The sequence below is a fragment of the Sulfuricella sp. T08 genome (assembly GCF_000971475.1).
Taxonomy (GTDB): domain Bacteria; phylum Pseudomonadota; class Gammaproteobacteria; order Burkholderiales; family Sulfuricellaceae; genus Sulfuricella.
The window spans coordinates 21,116-40,636 of record NZ_DF967523.1 but is presented as its reverse complement, the minus strand read 5'-3'; the positions used below and the strand labels follow the sequence as shown (position 1 = coordinate 40,636).

The 19,521-nt window shown below is 59.4% G+C and carries 19 protein-coding genes; 12 read left to right on the top strand and 7 right to left on the bottom strand.

The genetic code is table 11. The features are described from left to right. Positions 1 to 79 precede the first annotated feature (79 nt). From SCT_RS01920 to SCT_RS01910, 3 genes are read left to right on the top strand one after another with little or no spacing between them, the layout of a single operon-like run. On the top strand, positions 80 to 721 hold the full coding sequence (locus tag SCT_RS01920) for an energy-coupling factor ABC transporter permease (protein WP_059418412.1): 642 nt from the start codon (positions 80 to 82) through the stop codon (positions 719 to 721). Next, entirely contained in the window at positions 718 to 1,269 is a 552-nt protein-coding gene (locus SCT_RS01915) for a hypothetical protein (RefSeq protein ID WP_059418410.1), read from the top strand. The genes SCT_RS01920 and SCT_RS01915 overlap by 4 nt, the downstream gene beginning before the upstream one ends. Next, the gene (locus tag SCT_RS01910; RefSeq protein ID WP_059418408.1) at positions 1,262 to 2,047 is read left to right on the top strand and encodes an energy-coupling factor ABC transporter ATP-binding protein; all 786 of its coding nucleotides are present in this window, start codon (positions 1,262 to 1,264) and stop codon (positions 2,045 to 2,047) included. The genes SCT_RS01915 and SCT_RS01910 overlap by 8 nt, the downstream gene beginning before the upstream one ends. On the opposite strand, the gene nikR is transcribed toward SCT_RS01910, so the two are convergent. Beyond that, positions 2,044 to 2,523, bottom strand: a complete 480-nt coding sequence (gene nikR, locus SCT_RS01905; RefSeq protein WP_059418406.1) for a nickel-responsive transcriptional regulator NikR — start codon at positions 2,521 to 2,523, stop codon at positions 2,044 to 2,046. The genes SCT_RS01910 and nikR overlap by 4 nt on opposite strands. A 125-nt stretch (positions 2,524 to 2,648) precedes the next feature. Between nikR and corA the strand changes: the two genes are divergently transcribed. Both corA and SCT_RS01895 read left to right on the top strand, forming a co-directional pair. Further along, positions 2,649 to 3,707, top strand: a complete 1,059-nt coding sequence (gene corA / locus SCT_RS01900; RefSeq protein WP_059418404.1) for a magnesium/cobalt transporter CorA — start codon at positions 2,649 to 2,651, stop codon at positions 3,705 to 3,707. Between the two features lie 70 nt (positions 3,708 to 3,777). Then, positions 3,778 to 5,046, top strand: a complete 1,269-nt coding sequence (locus tag SCT_RS01895; protein ID WP_059418402.1) for a mechanosensitive ion channel family protein — start codon at positions 3,778 to 3,780, stop codon at positions 5,044 to 5,046. Between the two features lie 186 nt (positions 5,047 to 5,232). On the opposite strand, the gene rpmG is transcribed toward SCT_RS01895, so the two are convergent. The 3 genes from rpmG to radC form a co-directional block, all read right to left on the bottom strand. Continuing rightward, positions 5,233 to 5,400 carry a 50S ribosomal protein L33 gene (rpmG, locus tag SCT_RS01890; RefSeq protein WP_009206460.1) on the bottom strand — a complete coding sequence of 56 codons (168 nt, stop codon included), beginning with the start codon at positions 5,398 to 5,400 and terminating at the stop codon, positions 5,233 to 5,235. A gap of 11 nt (positions 5,401 to 5,411) precedes the next feature. Further along, positions 5,412 to 5,648: a 50S ribosomal protein L28 gene (rpmB, locus tag SCT_RS01885; protein WP_009206461.1), complete on the bottom strand. Its 237-nt coding sequence runs from the start codon at positions 5,646 to 5,648 to the stop codon at positions 5,412 to 5,414. A gap of 90 nt (positions 5,649 to 5,738) precedes the next feature. Beyond that, entirely contained in the window at positions 5,739 to 6,413 is a 675-nt protein-coding gene (gene radC, locus SCT_RS01880; RefSeq protein ID WP_059418400.1) for a DNA repair protein RadC, read from the bottom strand. A 38-nt stretch (positions 6,414 to 6,451) separates the two neighbouring features. Between radC and coaBC the strand changes: the two genes are divergently transcribed. Both coaBC and dut read left to right on the top strand, forming a co-directional pair. Beyond that, positions 6,452 to 7,660 (top strand): bifunctional phosphopantothenoylcysteine decarboxylase/phosphopantothenate--cysteine ligase CoaBC, encoded by a 1,209-nt coding sequence (coaBC, locus tag SCT_RS01875; protein WP_059418397.1) that lies wholly within the window; start codon positions 6,452 to 6,454, stop codon positions 7,658 to 7,660. Between the two features lies 1 nt (position 7,661). Next, the gene (gene dut / locus SCT_RS01870; protein ID WP_059418581.1) at positions 7,662 to 8,123 is read left to right on the top strand and encodes a dUTP diphosphatase; all 462 of its coding nucleotides are present in this window, start codon (positions 7,662 to 7,664) and stop codon (positions 8,121 to 8,123) included. Between the two features lie 140 nt (positions 8,124 to 8,263). Here dut and SCT_RS01865 read toward each other — a convergent pair whose 3' ends face one another. Then, on the bottom strand, positions 8,264 to 8,677 hold the full coding sequence (locus tag SCT_RS01865) for a hypothetical protein (protein WP_059418394.1): 414 nt from the start codon (positions 8,675 to 8,677) through the stop codon (positions 8,264 to 8,266). A 62-nt stretch (positions 8,678 to 8,739) separates the two neighbouring features. On the opposite strand from SCT_RS01865, the gene SCT_RS01860 reads away from it, so the two are divergent. The 3 genes from SCT_RS01860 (at position 8,740) to SCT_RS01850 (ending at position 11,192) form a co-directional block, all read left to right on the top strand. After that, positions 8,740 to 9,237, top strand: a complete 498-nt coding sequence (locus tag SCT_RS01860) for a Mut7-C RNAse domain-containing protein (RefSeq protein ID WP_059418392.1) — start codon at positions 8,740 to 8,742, stop codon at positions 9,235 to 9,237. Between the two features lie 96 nt (positions 9,238 to 9,333). Continuing rightward, positions 9,334 to 9,537, top strand: coding sequence for a hypothetical protein (locus SCT_RS01855; RefSeq protein WP_144408198.1), 204 nt, complete (start codon positions 9,334 to 9,336; stop codon positions 9,535 to 9,537). A gap of 716 nt (positions 9,538 to 10,253) precedes the next feature. After that, positions 10,254 to 11,192 carry a hypothetical protein gene (locus SCT_RS01850; RefSeq protein ID WP_059418389.1) on the top strand — a complete coding sequence of 313 codons (939 nt, stop codon included), beginning with the start codon at positions 10,254 to 10,256 and terminating at the stop codon, positions 11,190 to 11,192. A gap of 67 nt (positions 11,193 to 11,259) precedes the next feature. Here the strand turns inward: SCT_RS01850 and SCT_RS01845 are convergent, their stop codons facing one another. Further along, positions 11,260 to 14,658: an exodeoxyribonuclease V subunit beta gene (locus SCT_RS01845; RefSeq protein ID WP_059418386.1), complete on the bottom strand. Its 3,399-nt coding sequence runs from the start codon at positions 14,656 to 14,658 to the stop codon at positions 11,260 to 11,262. Beyond that, positions 14,645 to 17,476, bottom strand: coding sequence for a PD-(D/E)XK nuclease family protein (locus tag SCT_RS01840; RefSeq protein WP_144408197.1), 2,832 nt, complete (start codon positions 17,474 to 17,476; stop codon positions 14,645 to 14,647). The genes SCT_RS01845 and SCT_RS01840 overlap by 14 nt, the downstream gene beginning before the upstream one ends. Before the next feature lie 276 nt (positions 17,477 to 17,752). Here SCT_RS01840 and trxA point away from each other — a divergent pair, with 276 nt between their 5' ends. Together trxA and rho are read left to right on the top strand one after the other, a co-directional pair. After that, positions 17,753 to 18,079: a thioredoxin TrxA gene (gene trxA / locus SCT_RS01835; RefSeq protein ID WP_009206476.1), complete on the top strand. Its 327-nt coding sequence runs from the start codon at positions 17,753 to 17,755 to the stop codon at positions 18,077 to 18,079. Positions 18,080 to 18,217: 138 nt separating this feature from the next. Then, positions 18,218 to 19,477, top strand: a complete 1,260-nt coding sequence (gene rho, locus SCT_RS01830) for a transcription termination factor Rho (protein ID WP_059418381.1) — start codon at positions 18,218 to 18,220, stop codon at positions 19,475 to 19,477. Positions 19,478 to 19,521: the final 44 nt, after the last annotated feature.

Sequence of the window (19,521 nt, the reverse complement as noted above, 5' to 3'; positions counted from 1 at the left end):
ATCCAACCAGCAGCATGGCGGCGAAGGGGCGAAAAAAAACCGCCTGATCTTCAGCTCCTCGATTCTGATCTGAGCAAACATGCATATCCCCGACGGTTTCCTCTCGCCGCAAACCTACCTGCCCGCCTATGCACTCGCTGCCGGCGCCTGGTCGTGGGCGGCGCGCGGCCTCAGGCAGCAGTTGGACGAAACCACCGTACCGCGCCTGGCGATGCTGACGGCGCTGGCTTATGGCTTGGGCCTGGTGATGGTGCCGCTGCCCGGTGGCACCTCCGGCCACGCCTTGGGCGTGGCGCTGCTGGCGATGGCCTTTGGCGTGCGGACAGCCTTCATCGCCTACAGCCTGGTACTGCTGCTGCAGGCGCTGCTGTTCGGCGCGGGCGGCATCACCGCACTGCCGGTGAATGCGCTGGCGATGGGACTGGTCGGCGCGGCCGCCGCAGTCGGCGGCAAGAGGTTACTCAGCGGCGCGGGGGAAACCATCTCAGTCGGCTTCGGCGCCTGGCTGTCGGTGGTGCTGCCGGCAGCGCTGATCGCGCTGGTGCTCGGCATCCAGCCGTCGATTGCGCGGCGCGCCGACGGCACACCGCTGTTCTTCCCATTCGGAATCGATATCACGCTGCCTGCCGTGATGCTGCCGCACCTTGTCATCGGCGCGGGTGAAGCAGTGCTGACCGTGCTGGTATGGCGACTCGCCCGTGCGCGCAGGTGGGTGACATGAATCCGCGCAGATGGCTGCTGGTCTATGCCGCAGCCGTGGTCGCGGCGACCTTCCTGCACCATTCCGTCTGGCTGGCAGCAGCACTCCTGCTCGCCATTACTGCCAGCGGCAAGCTGCGCTGGCGGCTGCTGGGCAAAACCATTCGTGCGCTGCTGGCTTTCAATCTCACCGTCAGCCTCGGCTATCTGGCCGTCACCGCTTGGCAAGGCGGCTTCTCGCCCGACTACCTGCTGCTGGTCAACCTGCGCGTGCTGCTGCTGGTCTACCTCGGCTTCTGGTTCGCCGCGCGCGTGAACCTGCTGGCGGCGCTGCGCGGCTGGCCCTTGCTGACCCTGCTCACCACCTTGGCGCTGGGGCAGATGCAGACCTTCGCCCGCATCGTGCGCGACTTCCGTCTCGCCTTCGAAAGCCGCAACCCGATGCGGCCTCACCTGGCCGACCGCGCCCGCAATGCCGCGGCACAGGCCACTACCCTGTTCGACAAATCGCTCGCCTCGACCACCGAGGTCACCCAGGCGATGCGTTCGCGCGGAGCTTTCGATGATTGAACTCCATCACATCGGCTTCAGCTGGCTTGACGGCGCCCAGGTGTTCGACGATCTCAGCTTCTCGGTCGCAGCCGGCGAAAAGATGGTACTGCTCGGCGCCAACGGCTGCGGCAAATCGACCCTGCTGCAGCTGCTTGATGGCCTGATTTTCGCCGAACGCGGCGGTGTGTACTGGCAGGGCGAGGAGCTGAAACGGTCACGCCTGCAGCAGCGCGATTTCGCGCGCCGCTTTCGCAGCCAGGTGGGGCTCTTGTTCCAGCATCCGGAGGCGATGCTGTTCAACCCGACCGTGCGCGAAGAAATCGCCTATGGCCCGCGGCAGCTCGGCCTGCCGGATACCGACACGCGCGTGGCCAGCTGGGCCGGCGCGCTCAGGCTCGGCCCCTTGCTCGACAAAGCACCCTTCAGCCTGAGCGGCGGCGAGAAACAGAAAGTTGCCCTGGCCAGCCTGCTCGCGCTGGAACCACAGCTCCTGCTGCTGGACGAGCCGGCAGCCAGTCTCGACCCAGCGACGGCGGGCTGGCTGGTGGATACCCTGCTGGATTCGACGCAGACCGTCATCGTCAGTACCCATAACCTGAGCATGGCGGCCGAACTCGGCAGCCGCTGCCTGGTTCTCGGCGAACGCGGCGAAATTCTGTTCGACGGACCGGTAGAGCAGGCGCTCCGCGCCACGGAACTGCTGGAAAAGGCCAACCTGGCCCACCGCCATAAGCATCGCCACGGCGGAGTCGAGCATGTTCATGTACATGCCCACGACTGGGATACGCAGGATTAGGTTTTTGGCTTCAGATGCAGGTGCGGTGCGCCCTTACCCGCCGGCACATAGCCGTGGGCGTGGTGACCATGTTCGACCTCGACCGCGACCAGATTGATCTGACCATGGCGCACACCGCGTTCGGCCATCATGGCCTCGGCGAAGCTGCGCACGGCAGCGGTCTGGCCGCGCAGGATAACGCTCTCCAGGCAGTGCTCGTGGTCGAGGTGAACGTGCATGGTCGCCACTGTCAGGTCGTGATGGCCGTGCTGCAAGGCGGTGAGGCGCTCGGCCAGCTCGCGTTCGTGGTGATTGTAAACATAGGACAGGCTGGCGACGCTGTGGGTTGCTTCGTCGCGCTCCAGCCGTTCCCGTTCCAGGTAGCCGCGCATCAGGTCGCGCACTGCTTCGGAACGATTGCGGTAGCCGCGCTGGGTGATCAGGCGGTCGAATTCGGCGGCAAGATCCTCGTCTATCGAGATGGTAAAGCGTTCCATTGCGACTCCTGGATTTGAGCCGGAAAATCTCCGGTGAGGGCTAATTTAACGTATTGCCGCAGCTTGTCGCAATGAAAAGTGGTTCATAATTGCATTGCAGCATTTCCGTAACCCCTGGAGCAGCCATGTCCAAATTCGCCAAAAGATCGAAAAAAGCCGGTCTGCCGCCCGGCACGCTGGTTCACATTGGGAAAAAACGGAGCGAAAAGACCCGCGTCAGGCTGATCAATTACGACGAATCCAGCTTTCTCGACACGGAAACCGAGGCTGCCGAGGAGTACTGCGCCGCCAAGGCGGCCACAGGCATCACCTGGGTCAACGTCGACGGCATCCACCAGATCGACCTGTTTCAGCGCATCGGCGAATGCTTCGGGCTGCACCCGCTGGTGCTGGAAGACATCATGAACACCGACCAGCGCCCGAAAATGGAGGATTTCGGCGATTACGTCTACATTGTGCTGAAAATGCTGTCCCTCAACGATCGCGGGGAAATCGCCGCCGAGCAGGTAAGCCTGATCCTGGGAAAGAATTTCGTGCTCTCCTTCCGCGAGCAGCATAGCGACATCTTCGACCCGATCGTGGAGCGCATCAAAAGCGGCAAAGGGTTCATCCGCAAGACCGGGGCGGACTATCTCGCCTACGCACTGCTGGATGCGGTGGTGGATCACTATTTCGTGGTACTGGAAAAGCGGGAAGAAGAAATCGACGCCCTCGAGGAGGAAGTCATTGCCAACGCCACACCCAGTACTCTGCAAAGAATCCACAAACTCCGTCGCGAACTGATTTTCCTGCGCAAGGCCATCTTCCCGTTTCGCAACGTCATCGGTGCGCTGGAACGCGGCGAATCAGCCTTCTTCGAGCCAACTTCGCGAATTTACCTGCGCGACATCTACGACCACACCATCCACATCATCGACACGCTGGAAACCTTCCGCGACCTCGCCACCGGCCTGCTCGACATCTACCTGTCCAGCGTCAGCAACCGCATGAATTCGGTAATGCGCGTCCTCACCGTGATCGCCACCATCTTCATGCCGCTCACCTTCCTCGCCGGCGTCTACGGCATGAACTTCAAACACATGCCGGAGCTCGAATGGACCTGGGGCTACCCGGCGATACTGCTGCTGATGGCGACCGTCGGCATTTCCATGCAGGTGTATTTCCGCAAGAAAAAGTGGCTATAAGCCGCAACACTCCGGGCGGCTCTCCGGCCATGCTAGAATTTAGCTCTCTCACTCGTGTTCAAATCACTCCATGCCTCAGAATGCTCACAACCTGCTGACAGACCTACTTTCCGATCTGGAACAAACCACGATACTGTGGCAACTTGCGGTGCTGGGTTTTAGCCTGGCGCTGGCCTGGGGCTTTAACCGACTATTGAGGAGCCACCTGCCGAAATCGGAAGGCGCCATCAAAGTTGGCCTGGGCGGGGTTTCCCGGGTGGCTTTTCCTCTGGTTGCACTGCTGTTGGTGGTGATCGGAAAGACCGTGCTCAAGAACTGGCACTCGGTCAATCTTCTGAATATCGCTACGTCCCTGCTATTAGCCATGGCACTGGTCCGCCTTGCCGTCTATGCGCTGCGCAAGATTTTCGCCCCGAGCGGTTGGCTGCACAGTTCCGAGCGCTTCATTGCCATGACAATCTGGGTCGGCCTCGCTCTGCACCTCACCGGCTTTCTGCCCGAAATTCTGGATGCCATGGACGACCTCAGCTTCCATATTGGCAAGCAGAAAATTTCATTGCTCATTATTTTGAGCGGCATCCTGTCCGTCCTTGTCACCGTGCTGGCGGCGATGTGGCTGGGGCGGATACTCGAAAACCGGGTAATGGCCACAGAGAACCTGAACATGAATCTGCGCGTGGTGCTGTCCAAGCTGATCCGCGCCGCCCTGATCATATTCGGCGTGCTGATCGCCCTGCCCCTGGCGGGCATCGACATCACCGTGCTTTCGGTATTCGGCGGCGCCCTGGGCGTGGGCATCGGTTTCGGCCTGCAAAAAATTGCCAGCAACTACGTCAGCGGCTTCATCATCCTGCTCGACAAATCCATCCACCCCGGGGATGCCCTCACCGTTGAAGGGCGCTTCGGCACGGTTTCAAAATTGACCGCACGCTACATGGTGCTAAAAAGCCTGGACGGCACCGAAGCCATCATCCCGAACGAAACCCTGATCAGTTCCACCGTCATCAACCATTCCTATACCGACCGCCATTTTCGTGTCAGCATTCCGGTACAGGTCAGCTACCAGAGCGACCTGGAACGCGCCATGAAGATCATGAGGGATGCCGCCGCGAAGCAGCCAAGGGTACTTGCCGATCCGGAAACCAAAGTATTTCTCAAATCCTTCGGCGACAACGGCATCGACCTGGAACTAGGCATCTGGATCGACGACCCGGAGGAAGGCCAGTTCGGCCTGAAATCCGACATCAACCTGGAAATCTGGCGCCAATTCCAGGCGGCGGACATCGAAATCCCCTACCCGCAAAGAGATATCCGCATCATCGGCAATCAGCCCAGCTAATCCTGGCAACCCGCGTAGGATGGGTGGAGCGAAGCGATACCCATCATCTATAATCATAAGCAATGGGTATCGGCAAGCCTCCACCCATCCTACGCACTTCGTCTGGCCCCGGTGATCCGGTTGATACAGGCAACAAAAAACCCGCCGAAGCGGGTTTTTTGTTGGGCAATACCTAGGCAAACCAGCTTATTTCAGCTTGGTTTCCTTGTAGTCCACGTGCTTGCGTGCCACCGGATCAAATTTCTTGATCAGCATCTTTTCCGGCATGGTACGTTTGTTCTTGTCGGTAGTATAAAAGTGACCGGTACCCGCAGTGGATTCCAGTTTGATTTTCTCGCGTCCGCCTTTTGCCATTTCTTAGCCCCTTAAATGCTTTCGCCGCGAGCGCGTAGCTTCGCCAGCACGGCGTCGATGCCGTTTTTGTCAATAGTGCGCAATGCAGCGCAGGATAGGCGCATACTCACCCAGCGGTTTTCGCTTTCCACCCAGAACTTGCGATTTTGCAGGTTCGGCAGGAAACGACGTTTAGTCCTGTTGTTGGCGTGGGAGACGTTGTTCCCCGACATCGGCTTCTTGCCGGTGATCTTGCATACGCGGGCCATGGTATTGCTCCAGAAAATAGAAGAATGAATTACGAAAAACGCGATTTATACCATATTTTTGCCCGACAACTCAAGAAGAAATTACTCTCTCTAGAGCAGGCCTCGCTCTGCGAAGGACAGAAAACCGCTTCCGGCAACGATAAAATGATCCAGCACCCGGACGTCCACCAGAACCAGCGCATTTTTCAGCGCCTGGGTCAGCACCTGGTCAGCATTGCTGGGTTCGGCCACGCCGGAAGGATGATTATGCGCCAGGATTACTGCAGCAGCATTGTGATGCAGGGCGCGCTTCACCACTTCCCTTGGATAAACCGAGGTCTGGGTCAAAGTACCGCGAAACAGTTCTTCGCTGACTATGACGCGATTTTGCGCATCCAGGAATAAGGCCATGAAGACTTCGTGGGGCAACCCCTGCAACCGGAGCCGCAAATAATCGCGCACAGCCTGCGGCGAGGACAGCGCATCGCGCTCTGACATCTCTTCATGCAACGCGCGCTTCGCCATCTCCAGAACTGCCTGCAGTTGCGCATATTTCGCCGCACCCATGCCGGGCGTCTGACAAAACTCCTTTTCCCCGGCGGCAAATAAGGTCGTCAGGTTGCCGAAGCGCCCAAGCAGTTCGCGCGCCAGATCCACCGCACTTTTGCCGGGCAGGCCGGTGCGCAAAAAAATCGCCAGCAACTCGGCGTCCGACAGGCTGGACGCGCCTTTCTGCAGGAGCTTCTCCCGGGGTCGTTCGCCTTCCGGCCAATCCGTTATCGCCATGACAAATTCTTTGTTGTTTCAAGTAGAATAAAAGGATTATGACCGATACAGTGAAAAAGCGCCTGGTTCTCGGCGTCACCGGCGGCGTGGCCGCCTACAAGGCAGCAGAGCTTACCCGCCTGCTGGTGAAAAACGGCATCGAGGTGCAGGTGATCATGACCGAAGCGGCCCGCCACTTCGTCGCTCCGGCCACCTTCCAGGCGCTCTCCGGCAAACCGGTTCTGAGCGATTTATGGGACGGCCAGGCAGCCGGCGGCATGGCGCACATCGATGTCACGCGCGGCGCCGACGCGGTGCTGATCGCCCCGGCCAGCGCCGATTTTATCGCCAAGCTCGCACACGGCGCCGCGGACGACCTGCTCTCCGCGGCCTGCCTGGCACGCGCCTGCCCGCTCCTGGTCGCCCCGGCGATGAACCGCGAAATGTGGGACAACCCGGCTACCCATCGCAACATCACCCAGCTCAGGCGCGACGACATCACCCTCCTTGGTCCGGCCAGCGGCTCTCAGGCCTGTGGCGAAACCGGCATGGGACGAATGGTGGAACCGGAAATACTGATAGAGGATCTAGAATCGTTCTGGCATCCCAAGCTGCTGAAAGGCCAACGCGTGCTGATCACCGCCGGGCCGACCTTCGAAGCGATCGATGCAGTGCGCGCCATCACCAACATGAGTTCGGGCAAAATGGGTTACGCTGTCGCCCGTGCCGCCATCGAAGCCGGAGCAGAAGTTACCCTGGTCTCCGGCCCGACCTGCCTGAAACCGCCCACAGCGGCAAAAACCATCGCCGTCACCAGCGCCCAGCAGATGCTTGAAGCGGTCAACAAGGAAATTGGCGAAACCGACATCTTTATCAGCGTCGCAGCAGTAGCTGACTATTACGTGCTCAACCCGAGCGAGCAGAAAATCAAGAAAGATGCTCACATCCTCACGCTGGAACTGGCACCCAACCCCGACATCGTTGCCAACGTGATGAACCTGCCCAACCCGCCGTTCTGCGTCGGCTTCGCTGCGGAAAGCGAGAACCTCTACGAATTCGCCGAAATGAAGCGGCGCCGGAAAAACCTGCCGCTGCTGGCCGCCAACATGGTGCAGGACGCCATCGGCCAGGAAGACAACGAGTTAATTCTATTCGACGACGAAGGCACCCACCCGCTGCCGCGCGCGCCAAAAATCGTACTGGCGAGGCAGCTGATCGCCCACGTCGCCAAGCTTTACCATCATTCAGGAAATAAAAATGAGGCTTGAAATGAAAAAGAATCTGAAGAAAGTCGACGTCAAAATTCTCGACGAACGCCTCAAGCAGCACCCGCCCAGCTACGCCACGCCGGGATCGGCGGGGCTGGACCTGCGCGCCTGCATCGAACACGTCATGACCATCCATCCCGGCCACACCGAGCTGATCCCCACCGGCATCGCCATCCACCTCTGCGACCCCGGCATGGCGGCGATGATCCTGCCGCGCTCCGGCCTGGGCCATAAGCACGGCATCGTACTCGGCAACCTGGTCGGCCTGATCGACTCAGACTACCAGGGGCAGCTCTTCGTTTCCTGCTGGAACCGCGGCCACACGCCCTTCATCCTCAACCCGATGGAGCGCATCGCGCAGATGGTCATCGTCCCGGTGATCCATGCCGAATTCAATGTGGTAGACGATTTCGAAGCAAGCGAACGCAGCTCCGGCGGCTTCGGCAGCACCGGTCGCCACTAAACTCACCCCTCTTCCGGGCGTGAGCGCATAGCGACCGCGCCCAGGAATCCGTATATTTCCTCATGACATTGGGGGCAATATTCCGACTCCTTCCCCCTTGCCGGGAGAAGGGAAATCGGAAGGATCACCTCAATAAATCATTAGCGCCCTCTGGGGCCGCCACCCATTCCCCCTCCCGGACCCATGCCACCGCCACCGGGCCCCATGCCGCCTCCTATACCACCTCCGGGGCCCATGCCACCGCCCATTGCTGGGGGCATATCCGGCAGAGTAACGCCTCGCTCCTTGGCGCGCACCTTCATCTGCTCGTGGTGTTCAGCGCGGATTCTTTCGCGCTCTTCCTGGGTTTTTGCCGCACGCATTTTGGTGCGGTAAGCCATGCGCTCTTCCTGTGTCATCAACTGCGAGCCGTATACCTGCTCCTGATCCTGAGTACGAAGCCGGTCCTGCTGGCGGGTTTGGTCCTGCTGCTTCACTTGATCCTGGCCGACAACCAGTGGTGACATAACCATCATCCCCACAGCCAGCGGCAATAACCATATTTTTTTGGACATAGCGCTTCTCCTTCATGCAAGAAAAGTGGACGGACCCACTTTGATTTATTATAGAGAGTCTTATGGAATCTGCTCCCCGCTTCCTGTGTGACGTGATGCTGGCGCGCCTGGCCCGCTACCTGCGCGCCGCCGGACTGGACACCACTCTGGCAGTCGAGACTGCAACCGATGCGCAAATCCTGCGCGAAGCAATCGTCGAAGGCCGCTGGCTGCTCACCGCCGACCGCAAGATCACGGAACACAAAGCCGCCAAGGGCCACGTCATCCAGCTTCCATTCGGCTCGCTCGACCTCCAGGCGGCAGTCCTGAGTAATCAATTCGACATCGACTGGCTCAGCCACGCCTTCACCCGCTGCCTGATGGACAACACCCTGCTTCAGCCCGCCACCCCGGAGCACGCCCAGCAGGTGCCGGATGATGTGCGTCAAACGGAGGATGAACTATTGGTCTGCCCGCACTGTGGCCGGGTTTACTGGCGGGGATCGCATTACAAACGGATGCGCAGAAAGCTGGCCGAATGGCAGGAAGCAGCGCGGCAAGCCTGGCGGCTCCTTCCATAAAAACACGGAACAAGAGGCGAATAGCCGAGTCAAATAAACAGGTTTGGCGCGAGCCAAGCCATGATTTATCCGCAACTGTTTCTGGAGGGCAATATCATGGACATCCACCTGCCTGAAATGTTTGGCTGGCACCCACATAAAGAAGCAAAACCGAAAACGAAACAAACCTCCGAGCCCAGCCCCATCACCAAATGGTCCGTCATAACCGCATTGGTTCTGCTTGTTCTGGTGATGGCCGGACTGACGGGTTATTATTTCTTTTCTGAATACCTCAGTGAGGTTTTCAAGACTTGGCAATAGTGGTGTGGCGCGCTTTGCGCGGTTGATTTGGGTGCCGGGGGTAGCCCGGCGGACTAGTTTAAACGGCTAAAGAAAGTAACCAAAGAAAGCCGCCCCTATCCACCGCCCCTGCGGGGTTCCCTGTGCTGCTCGCCGAGCCGGGCGGCTGCGGAACTCGGCCTGTGGCCTCAGACAGTCCTCGCCGAAATCCCCCGGCCCTGCTGTGCTGCTCGGCGGTGGACCAAGGGGACCGAAAAGCAAAACAAAACCGCCCCACCCCGCTCTCCCCAACGGGGAGAGCACCCAAAACACGGGCTCCGCCCACAAAACCCAACTCCCCTTCTGCGCCGCTTCGGTTTGACGGGCAAATTGGGATGAAGGCGAGCACTGTTCGAGCTCCGCGGCAGGGCACGGTTTGTGTGCCCTGCTAGGGCGAGTTGCGCAGCCGCCCAATTTGTCCGGCAAACCGAAGGTAGCCCGCAGGACCGGCGCGGCAGGGTGTCTTTTTGTTTGGTTACTTGTATTTTGGACAAGCAAAATAAAGTAACCTGCTGCCGGGCAGCCCCCGGCATCTAAACATTTGCGCGAAGCGCACTCAAAACCCAGCACCGCTTGTAACCACTAGAACAAATGCCTATAGTGGCCCAATTGTCATAAAATGCACAATAGAGCTCTAACATTCCAACACAAAATTTAATCGTGCCTGGCCCCTTTAAATTGAGGCGTAAATAAATGCTATGGAATATTCGGAAATTGAAAAATTGATCTCACTGATTGGTAGCTTCAGCATAGGCGCCGTGCTTGGCGGTGGAATAATATATTTTTTCATAAAATCTTTTATACCTTCATACCTCTCAGAAAAAGCAAAAAATCTAGCTACTAAAGAAGATATTGAATCCCTTACTGATAAGGTGGAGTCAGTAAAGTCAGGTTATGCGCAAATATTAGAAGAGATCAGAAGTAACTATCAGCTAAAATTCGCAGCGGTAGAGCGTGAAAAGAACATCAAGAAAGAAGTGTATATGGAGGCGGTCGAAGCTATAACGCGGAGCCAAAATATCATACCTAGTTTTTCCAATCTTAATCGTAACGAAGAACAAATCTCTTCCAGCATGGTTAGCGATTCGGGAAAGATCGCGAAAGTTCAAATCGTTGGCTCCAAAGAAACTGTAAAGGCAGTTACCGAATACATGGCTGCTATCGGATCAGCCACATTAGATTTGATGCTTGAGCGTAGTGGGCTGATGTTACGAAAAAACTCTATTCATACTCTAGAAAACCTGCGCGACAAGTCGCAGCAAGAAATTGATCGTTACATTGCCATAATGAAAAATCTAAATCTGGAAGGAAATCAAGATCCGGCACTGTGGAAAACTATCAATGGAAACGTCGATTTCGAGCAGAAGAAATACGATAAATTTCAAGCAGAAATTGCTGAACTATGGCAAATACAAAATAAAGAGCATTTGGAATTTATTAGAAAGTGCATGAATAAATTCTTTGAAATATCAGCATTGCTACCCAATGCAGTCCTTTCAGTTAGAAACGAGTTGGACCTGGAAATATCTAGTGACGATTATTTAAATATCTTCAATGACAATATCGAAAAAGGGAAGAAAATCTTTGATGATTTTTTTCGTCGAATAGAGCAAAGAAATGTCCAACGAGTACATTAACTTCGCGCCTACGGCGCCGATCGCTCGTATCTCGTGCCGGTTATGTTGGTGTTAGGCTCAAACCCAGCTAATCGATTTCAAATATCAACCCATTCCCAAACACCAACACCGCCCTCACCCTCTTGGGTGCAAACACCCCCTCCATAGCCACCCGATATTCCCTCATCACCCCCAGATAAGGCGCAGCACATGCCGCCAGATTCCCCTCTTCCGCCCTCTCGGCGGCCTTGAAATCCAGTATCCAGACGTCATTCTTAAACTCAACCAACCGATCGAGACGACGGCTCTCCCCCGCTGCCGTTCGGTAGGGCACTTCTTTCCAGGCATTCACATAGCATGCAGGGTCGAAGAAGCGCTGCAAATGGGGAGCCTGGGTGAGATGCAAGGCATCCTGCCAGAGCGTGTCGAACTCGGCATCGTCCACTTCCAGCCTGTCTTGCATCCATGCCCGGTCGAGCGCCTGCGAAGGCGGGGCGATCCATTCCAGCAGCGCATGCAGCCGGATGCCATGGCGCTGTGCCTCGGTCTGGCGCTGGCTGATCCGTTTGCCGGTGGGGATAGCCTGCGCAGCAGGGGTATAAAAAACGGGGGGCGGCGCGGCTTCGGGTTGCGCCGCGCCTGCGGGCAGCTGGGGCATCTGGCCGAGTTCGCAGGTCTCCCCGGCTTCTTCGCCGGTCAGGGCATTGCGGATTTTTCCGTGCCAGCTTTCCTCGGACTTGCGCGTGCTTTCGCTGCCACTGACGATCAGCGCCTGACGGGCGCGGGTCATCGCGACATACAGCAGGTTCAGGTCTTCGCGCCGCTCCAGTTGGGCTTCGGCATCGAAAACCGGCTGCCACTGCGCAGCACGCTCGCGCTTGCCGGCGTAGAGGAAGAAGTGCTGCGGGCAGGGACTTTCCGGCGGCCAGTCGATTACGGCCCGGTAGCCGCGCTCATTGCGGGGCGAGGCATGAGCGTCGAGCAGCCAGACGATAGGCGACTCCAGCCCCTTGGAGCCGTGGATAGTGAGGATGCGCACGGCGTTGCCGGCATCGCCGACGATGCCTTCGTCCGGGGCCTCTTGCGCCGCCGCACGGCGCAGCTGCTGCAATTCGTTGATGAACTTGGGCAAGCTGGGATAGCGACCGCTGTCCACGTTCAGCGCCAGTTCCATGAAGGCGTGCAGATTGGCCTGCACCGCGCCGCGCATCGCATCCGGCACAGCAGCAGCGTAACGCGGCAGCAAGTCGCCCTCGAAATAGATGCGATCGAGCAGGTCGTGCACCGGCAGGGTGTCGGTGAGTGCAAGCCAGCCTTGCAGCAGGTCCGCTGCCCGCTGTAGGGTCGGGCCTGCCTCACCGCGCACGGCCAATGCCTGCAGGCGCGCCCACCAGGAGCCATCTGGCAGCTTTGCCAATCGCATCAGGTCGTCGTCAGAACAGCCGAACAAGGGCGAACGCAGCGCTTGGGCCAGACAAAGGTCGGCGAAGGGGGTGATCAGGAAAGTCAGCAAGGCGGTCAGATCGCTGCATTCCAGCGTTTCAAGCAACCCACCCTGACGCGAACTGACGTAGGGGATGCGGGCCGTGCGCAAGGCACGCTCGTAAATTTCCAGCCGGGTGCGGCTGCGTTTCAGCAGCAGGATGTCGCGAAATTCCGCCGGCCTGTTCTCGCCGTTCTCCGTGGCGATCTGCCATGACCCCACCATGCTGCCGATTTTTTCCGCCAGTTGCTGGGCTTCCCGTTCGACGCGCTGGTCTTCCTCTTCCTCCAGCGCTTCGGTCAGGGGGTCGCGCAAGATCAGGACTGACGACTGCGCTTCGGCGGGTTCATTTTGATCGCCCTGGGCCAAAGGCAGCACTTCCACCCTGCCCGGAATTTCGGTGTGATGGGCTTGGTGCAGCTCGAAACCGGTGAATTCCTCCTCCTGCCCGAACAGGCAGTTCACCGCCTCCAGCACCGGCGGTGCACTACGGCGGGAAACATTCTGCTGCAACCGGGCCGCGCCGTAGCCTTGCTCCAGAAAATCGGCAGCGATGCCGAACAGGCGCGCATCGGCGCGGCGGAAACGGTAGATCGCCTGCTTCGGGTCGCCCACCAGAAACACCGTCGGCGCGCTGCCTGCACCCGTCGAGGCATCGAGCCAGGAACGCATGATCTGCCACTGCAACGGATTGGTGTCCTGGAATTCGTCGAGCAGGATATGACGGTAGCGGCAGTCGAGCTTGTACTGCATGTACTCAGCGTGGTCGGAACGATTGAGCAACTGGTGGACGCGCCATTCTACGTCGGTGAAATCCACCGCCCGCCGTTCCTCCTTGAGGCGCTGGTAGGCGTCGAGCAGCCCCGCGCCGCAGCGCAGGCCGGCTCGGTTGAAGCGGTAAGCGGCTAGCGCGGCAAGCGCGTCCCGCACCGCCGCAAGGCGCTCGCTCAAACGCCCATGCAGTTCGAGCAGGCGAACTTCGCCCTCCGCGCCCAAACGTTTTGCCTGGTCTTTGCTCGCCTTGCGCTTACGCGGGTCACCTTTCAGGGTGAAGAACACGGCAAAGATCGCCTCAAAGCATTGCGAAAACCCCCTCTCCCCAGCCCCTCTCCCGCCTGCGGGAGAGGGGCTTAAACTCCCCTCGCCCACTTGTGGGAGAGGGGCTGGGGGAGAGGAAGCCTGCTCGCCAATATCCGCCAGTACTCGTGAAAGTCCGATGGCAAGCCCCTTATCCGTGTCCGTATTGATTTCCAGCAGCCCCAGAATAGACTGCAAATCGAGGATCAAACCACTATCGGCAAACAGCTCGGCCAGCACATCCCGCTCCGGCTCCACCGCCAGATCGCGGCGCAATGTCTCTGCAGCAAACGCTGCCGCATCCTCCGCCCCCTGGGTATAAGCCCACCATTCGGCGCGCTTGGCGACGAAATCGAGCAGCAGGCTGCGGGTGTTGTGCAAGCCGTGCTCGGTGAAGAGGAAATCCAGTGCCTGGGCGGATTCCGAACCAGGGTCGGATTGCAGTTCTTCGGCGAACAGCTGCCAGGCTTCCTCGAGCAGCGCGGAGGTCTGGTCAAGCAGCCCCCAGTCGCCGCCCGCCCCGCTGTCCAGCGGGGCGCGCTGGAGCAGTTGCAGAAACCAGCCGTGGAAAGTGTTGATGGTAATGCCGGGCTGGGCGGAGAGGAAGATTTCGAACAGGCTGCGGGCGCGGGGCAGCAGGGACTCGATATCATGCTCCGGAACGGCGCGTTCAAGCAGGAAAGCCCGCACTTCCTCGTCCGGCGCCAGCGCCAGCAGGCGCAGCCAGTCGCGCAAACGCGCTGACATTTCCTGCGCCGCTTTGCGGGTAAAGGTGATCGCCAGGATTTCGGACGGCGCCGCCCCGGCCAACAGCAGGCGCACGATGCGCGACACCAGCAGCCAGGTCTTGCCGCTGCCGGCGCAGGCTTCGACCACCGCCGAAGAAGCTGGATTCAGCGCGGCGCGGTTGATCTCATTGCCCCTCATGGTCGCTCCGATAGTCCTTGCGGCACAGGCCGCTCATCTCGCAGTAAGCGCAGGCCGGAGCGCTGCCCTGGGCGGGCAGCGCAGCGCCCCGGTACAGGGCGTTGAACAGCTCGCGCAGGCGCTGCCCGGTGGCCTTGCTCAGCGCATAAATGTCTTCCTGCTCCACTATCTTGGTGCTGCCATCCTCGTCCACCGGCACAAATGCCGCTTCGACCACCGACTCTTCCAGCAGCAGCGCATACACCGGCAGCTGCACGTCCTCGCCCGGCGTTTCCAGCTTCTTTTGCAGGCCGACGCGGCTCTGGGTCTTGTAATCCAGCACGGCGTAGGCGGCTTCACCATCGTCCGACCGGGTGTCGATGCGGTCGATCCGGCCCTTCAGGGTCAGGCTACGCCCCCCGTCCAGTTCCAGTTCCCGCGTGCGCCACAGCTCGCCGTCGTGCCAGCGCCAGCCTTCCTGCTCGCGCCCCGCCTGCCAGTCGAGATAGGCGGGAATGCGCACATCCCAGCGCAGCGCCCAGGCACGGGCGAGGTAGTCTGCCTCCAGCGCCTGGAGGAATTCTTCCCGGCTGATGTCGCGCAGGGCCTGTTCCATCTCGGCCCGGTCGCAGCCGCTGATGGCGGGATAGCGCTGGTGGAAATGGTGCAGGATGGCATGCACGTGCTCGCCGTAATCCTTCTTTTCCAGCGCCTGCTGCACTTCGTCCAGCTCGTTCAGGTGCAGGGCATGGCGGGCGTAAAACTGGTAGGGGCAGGCCATCAGGCTGTTGTAGCCGCTGGCGGAGAGGGCGACGGGAACCAGTTCGGGCGGCAATGTCGGGCGGGCCGTGGCGGGCAACGGAGTAAGAATATCGGCGGCCTTCCCAAGCAGATCAGCCGCCCTGCGCGGCAGCTCCTCTCCATAGGCCAGTTGGTGGAAGACCTCCAGCCGATCTACCCACGGGCTCGCCAGACTGGGTTCGGCGTTTTTTCGGCCCTGCCAGGTAATGAGCAGGGTGCCGCAGTCCGCCAGCAGCGAGGTGAAGTCCTGCTCCATCTGGCGCAGGTCCTGTTCGAAAGTCGGCAACCCGAGTTGCGCCCGCACCGATTGGTTGAAAAAGGCACTTTCCTTTCCTCTTCCCGGAAAATGGGCGGCATCGCCGCCGGCCACGATTACGCCGTCGAAGCGGCGCAGGCGCGCGGCGCCGAGGTGAGTAAACACCACCGGGCTGGTGATGCCGGTATCGCGGAAGGTGGCGGCTTCGAGCTGGCTGTCGAGCCAGCGCCGCCATTCGCTCAGGGAGAATAGCCCCTGATCCTGGGTCAATTCTTTTTGCAGGCGAGCGAGCAGCCGCAGCAACTGCTCTCCGGCCAAGTCCTGCGCCAGACCCTGGCGCAAGCCTAGCACCTCCAGGCTTTCCAGCAAGCTGGCCAGCCATGCCGCCAGCCCGCGCTTGCGCGCGCCGAAGCGGGCCTGCGCCTGCTCCAGTCGGGCCAGCAGCGCGAGCACGTCCTCCGCACCTTCGCGCTGCGCCAGGCCGCGGTAGTGATGCAGACCGGAGATCACGCTATGGCGCCGCACCAGTTGCTCCAGGCCGTAGACGGCATGCTTGCGTGCCCCAACCTCCCAGTCGGCGAAGATCAGCGGGGATTTGAGCAGGTCGAGCAGATCGAGGTGGTGGAAGCGGCTGGCCATGGCGTCGAGCCAGCGCATCACCACGGCGCTGGCGGCCACGGTGGAAAAGGTCCAGCCGGTTTCGTCCGCAATCAGGATCTGGCCGCGCTCCAGCAGCGCGCGGGCGCGGCGTGCCACCAGCCGGTCCTGGGCGATCACCGCGATGGCGCTTTTGCCTGCCTGCAGCCACTCGCGAATCTGGCTGTCCACAGCCTGCGCCTCCTGCTCCAGGCTGTGCGCTTCAAGCAATTCAAGGCGGCCTCTCAACGGACTTTCCGGACCGCGCTGACGAAATTCGGCGGCGCGCTCGCGCAAGCCGGGCAGATCGGAACAAGCGCCCTTCACGTTTGCCTCTTCTCCCGCCTGCGGGAGAGGATTGAGGTGAGGGCGTCCATCTGAGAGAGAGTTGGGAAAGAGGGTTACAGCCACCGGAGACTGCCAGGCTATTTGCACCAACCTGCTCAAGTCATCGGCTGGAACCTCATCGTCGCAGCCGTACAGGTGTACCGGCTGCCTTTCCCGGTAGCGCCGGAAAAAGTCCTGCTCCATCGGCGTCAGGCCGGACAGGCCGACGGCATACAAGGGTGAGGCAGCAACATCGGCCAAGCCGGCCAGCCGCAAATGGTAGGCGGTGATGCTATCGACGCGGCCATCGCCGCTGAGGCTCATGGCATACCACAACTCGTGCACCAGGCGCGCCTCGAACTGCAGCGGTTCTCCGGCGCGGGTGCGGTAGGCTTGTTCCAGCAGCGCGATAAACTCCGGATAGGAATCCGGCAGGCCGGTTCCCTGCCGGGCCATATCGTCGAACAGGCTGAGCAATTCCCGGCTGACATGCCACAAATCGGCGTCGGCAAACCATTTCCGCTCGCGCAGGGCCTGGTAAAGCAGGGCAGCACGGCAGCTGTCGGGGAGAACCTCACGTCCCAGCGCCACCTCTCCGGCCCATTCGGTCAGGGTGGTCATGCGCGGCAGCAGCAGGGAGGGCGCGCCCGCCGCTTCGCTCAGAGCCTCGCCCATCAAATCGACGGCATGAAAATTCGGCAGCAGTATCACCAGGCCGGTCAGCCTGGGCAGCCGCTCCTGCTCCAGCGCAACGATTTCCCGTGCGGCGACGCGCAGCAGATGGGGGACGGAAACAGTGTCAACCGAAGATTTCCGCATATAATGAATTGATAAGCGTCCGGGAATACCGGGAACAATGGGGAACAACCTGATTTTATCCCGAAACCGGGTGGCATAATCAACGCATTCGTCCAACAATTCCCCTTGCCGGATTTTTTTGGTTAGGATAAAGTTCAAAAATACATTTCATATCCAGCCCATAAACCGGCAACACGTCTGTCACAACACAAAAGCAAACACAATCGTCAAACTGTCACAGCGTTTCACAATCTTTTCCGTTGATTCTCTATTATTTTGAATTGGAGCCAGAATCTCATGAGCGAACATATCCATTACGTCACCGACGACACCTTCGAGCCAGAAGTCCTGCAATCCCCGTTACCCGTACTGGTTGATTACTGGGCGGACTGGTGCGGCCCGTGCAAGATGATCGCCCCGATTCTCGACGAAATTGCGCAGGAATACGCGGGACGCATCAAGGTCGCCAAACTCAATATCGACGAAAACCAGGCCACGCCGCCAAAATTCGGCATTCGCGGCATTCCTACCCTGATGATATTCAAGAATGGCAACATCGAAGCCACCAAAGTGGGCGCCCTGTCCAAGTCCCAACTGACCGCATTCATTGACAGCAATATTTAAAGCCGCTAACCTAGCGCCTGACTGCCCGTTCCTCGGGCTCAGGCGCAAGCTTCTTCCCGCCGCACTCTAAGAAATTCCAGATCCACCTTGCTCTACCTTTGATCCACCTTTTCTACTGATTCATCCTACCCTACCGCCATGCGCTTATCCGATTTAAAACACCTCCCCGTCACCGAACTGGTGGAAATGGCCATCACCAACGAGATCGAGGGTGCAAGCCGCCTGCGCAAGCAGGATCTGATCTTTGCCTTACTCAAGAATCAGGCCAAGAAAGGCGAAAGCATTTACGGCGAAGGCACGCTGGAAGTCCTGCCGGATGGCTTCGGCTTCCTCCGTTCTCCTGACACCTCCTATCTGGCCGGGCCGGACGATATTTATGTCAGTCCCTCGCAGATTCGCCGCTTCAACCTGCACACCGGCGATTCGATCGAGGGCGAGATCCGCACCCCTAAAGAGGGCGAGCGCTATTTCGCACTGGTCAAGGTGGATCAGGTCAATGGTGAACCACCTGAGAACTCCAAGCACAAGATCCTGTTCGAGAATCTGACGCCGCTGTTCCCGAATCAGCCAATGATTCTGGAACGCGATATCAGGGCGGAAGAGAACATTACCGGTCGCGTCATCGACATGGTCGCACCGATCGGCAAAGGGCAGCGCGGCCTGCTGGTGGCCTCGCCGAAATCCGGCAAGACCGTGATGCTGCAACATATCGCCCACTCCATCGCGGCCAACCACCCGGAATGCTATCTGATCGTACTGCTGATCGATGAGCGACCGGAAGAAGTAACGGAAATGCAGCGCTCGGTGCGTGGCGAGGTGGTTTCCTCCACCTTCGACGAACCCGCCACGCGCCATGTCCAGGTCGCCGAAATGGTGATGGAAAAAGCCAAGCGCCTGGTGGAACACAAGAAGGACGTAGTGATTCTGCTTGACTCGATCACCCGCCTGGCACGTGCCTACAACACTGTGGTGCCGTCTTCCGGCAAGGTGCTTACTGGCGGCGTAGATGCCAATGCACTGCAGCGACCCAAGCGTTTCTTTGGCGCGGCGCGCAACATCGAGGAGGGCGGCTCGCTGACCATCATCGCCACTGCGCTGGTGGATACCGGTTCGCGCATGGACGACGTGATCTACGAGGAATTCAAGGGCACCGGCAACATGGAAATCCACATGGATCGCAAGATGGCGGAGAAGCGCCTGTATCCGGCGATCAACGTCAACCGCTCCGGCACGCGCAAGGAAGAGTTACTGATCAAACCCGACATTCTGCAAAAAATCTGGGTGCTGCGTAAGCTGCTCTACCCGATGGATGATCTGGAGGCAACGGAGTTTCTGATCGACAAGATCAAGGCAACCAAGAACAACGCGGACTTTTTCGATTCGATGCGCCGCGGATAACCAGCCGCAGATAAGCGAACAAGCGGACTTGATAAAGCCCGTTT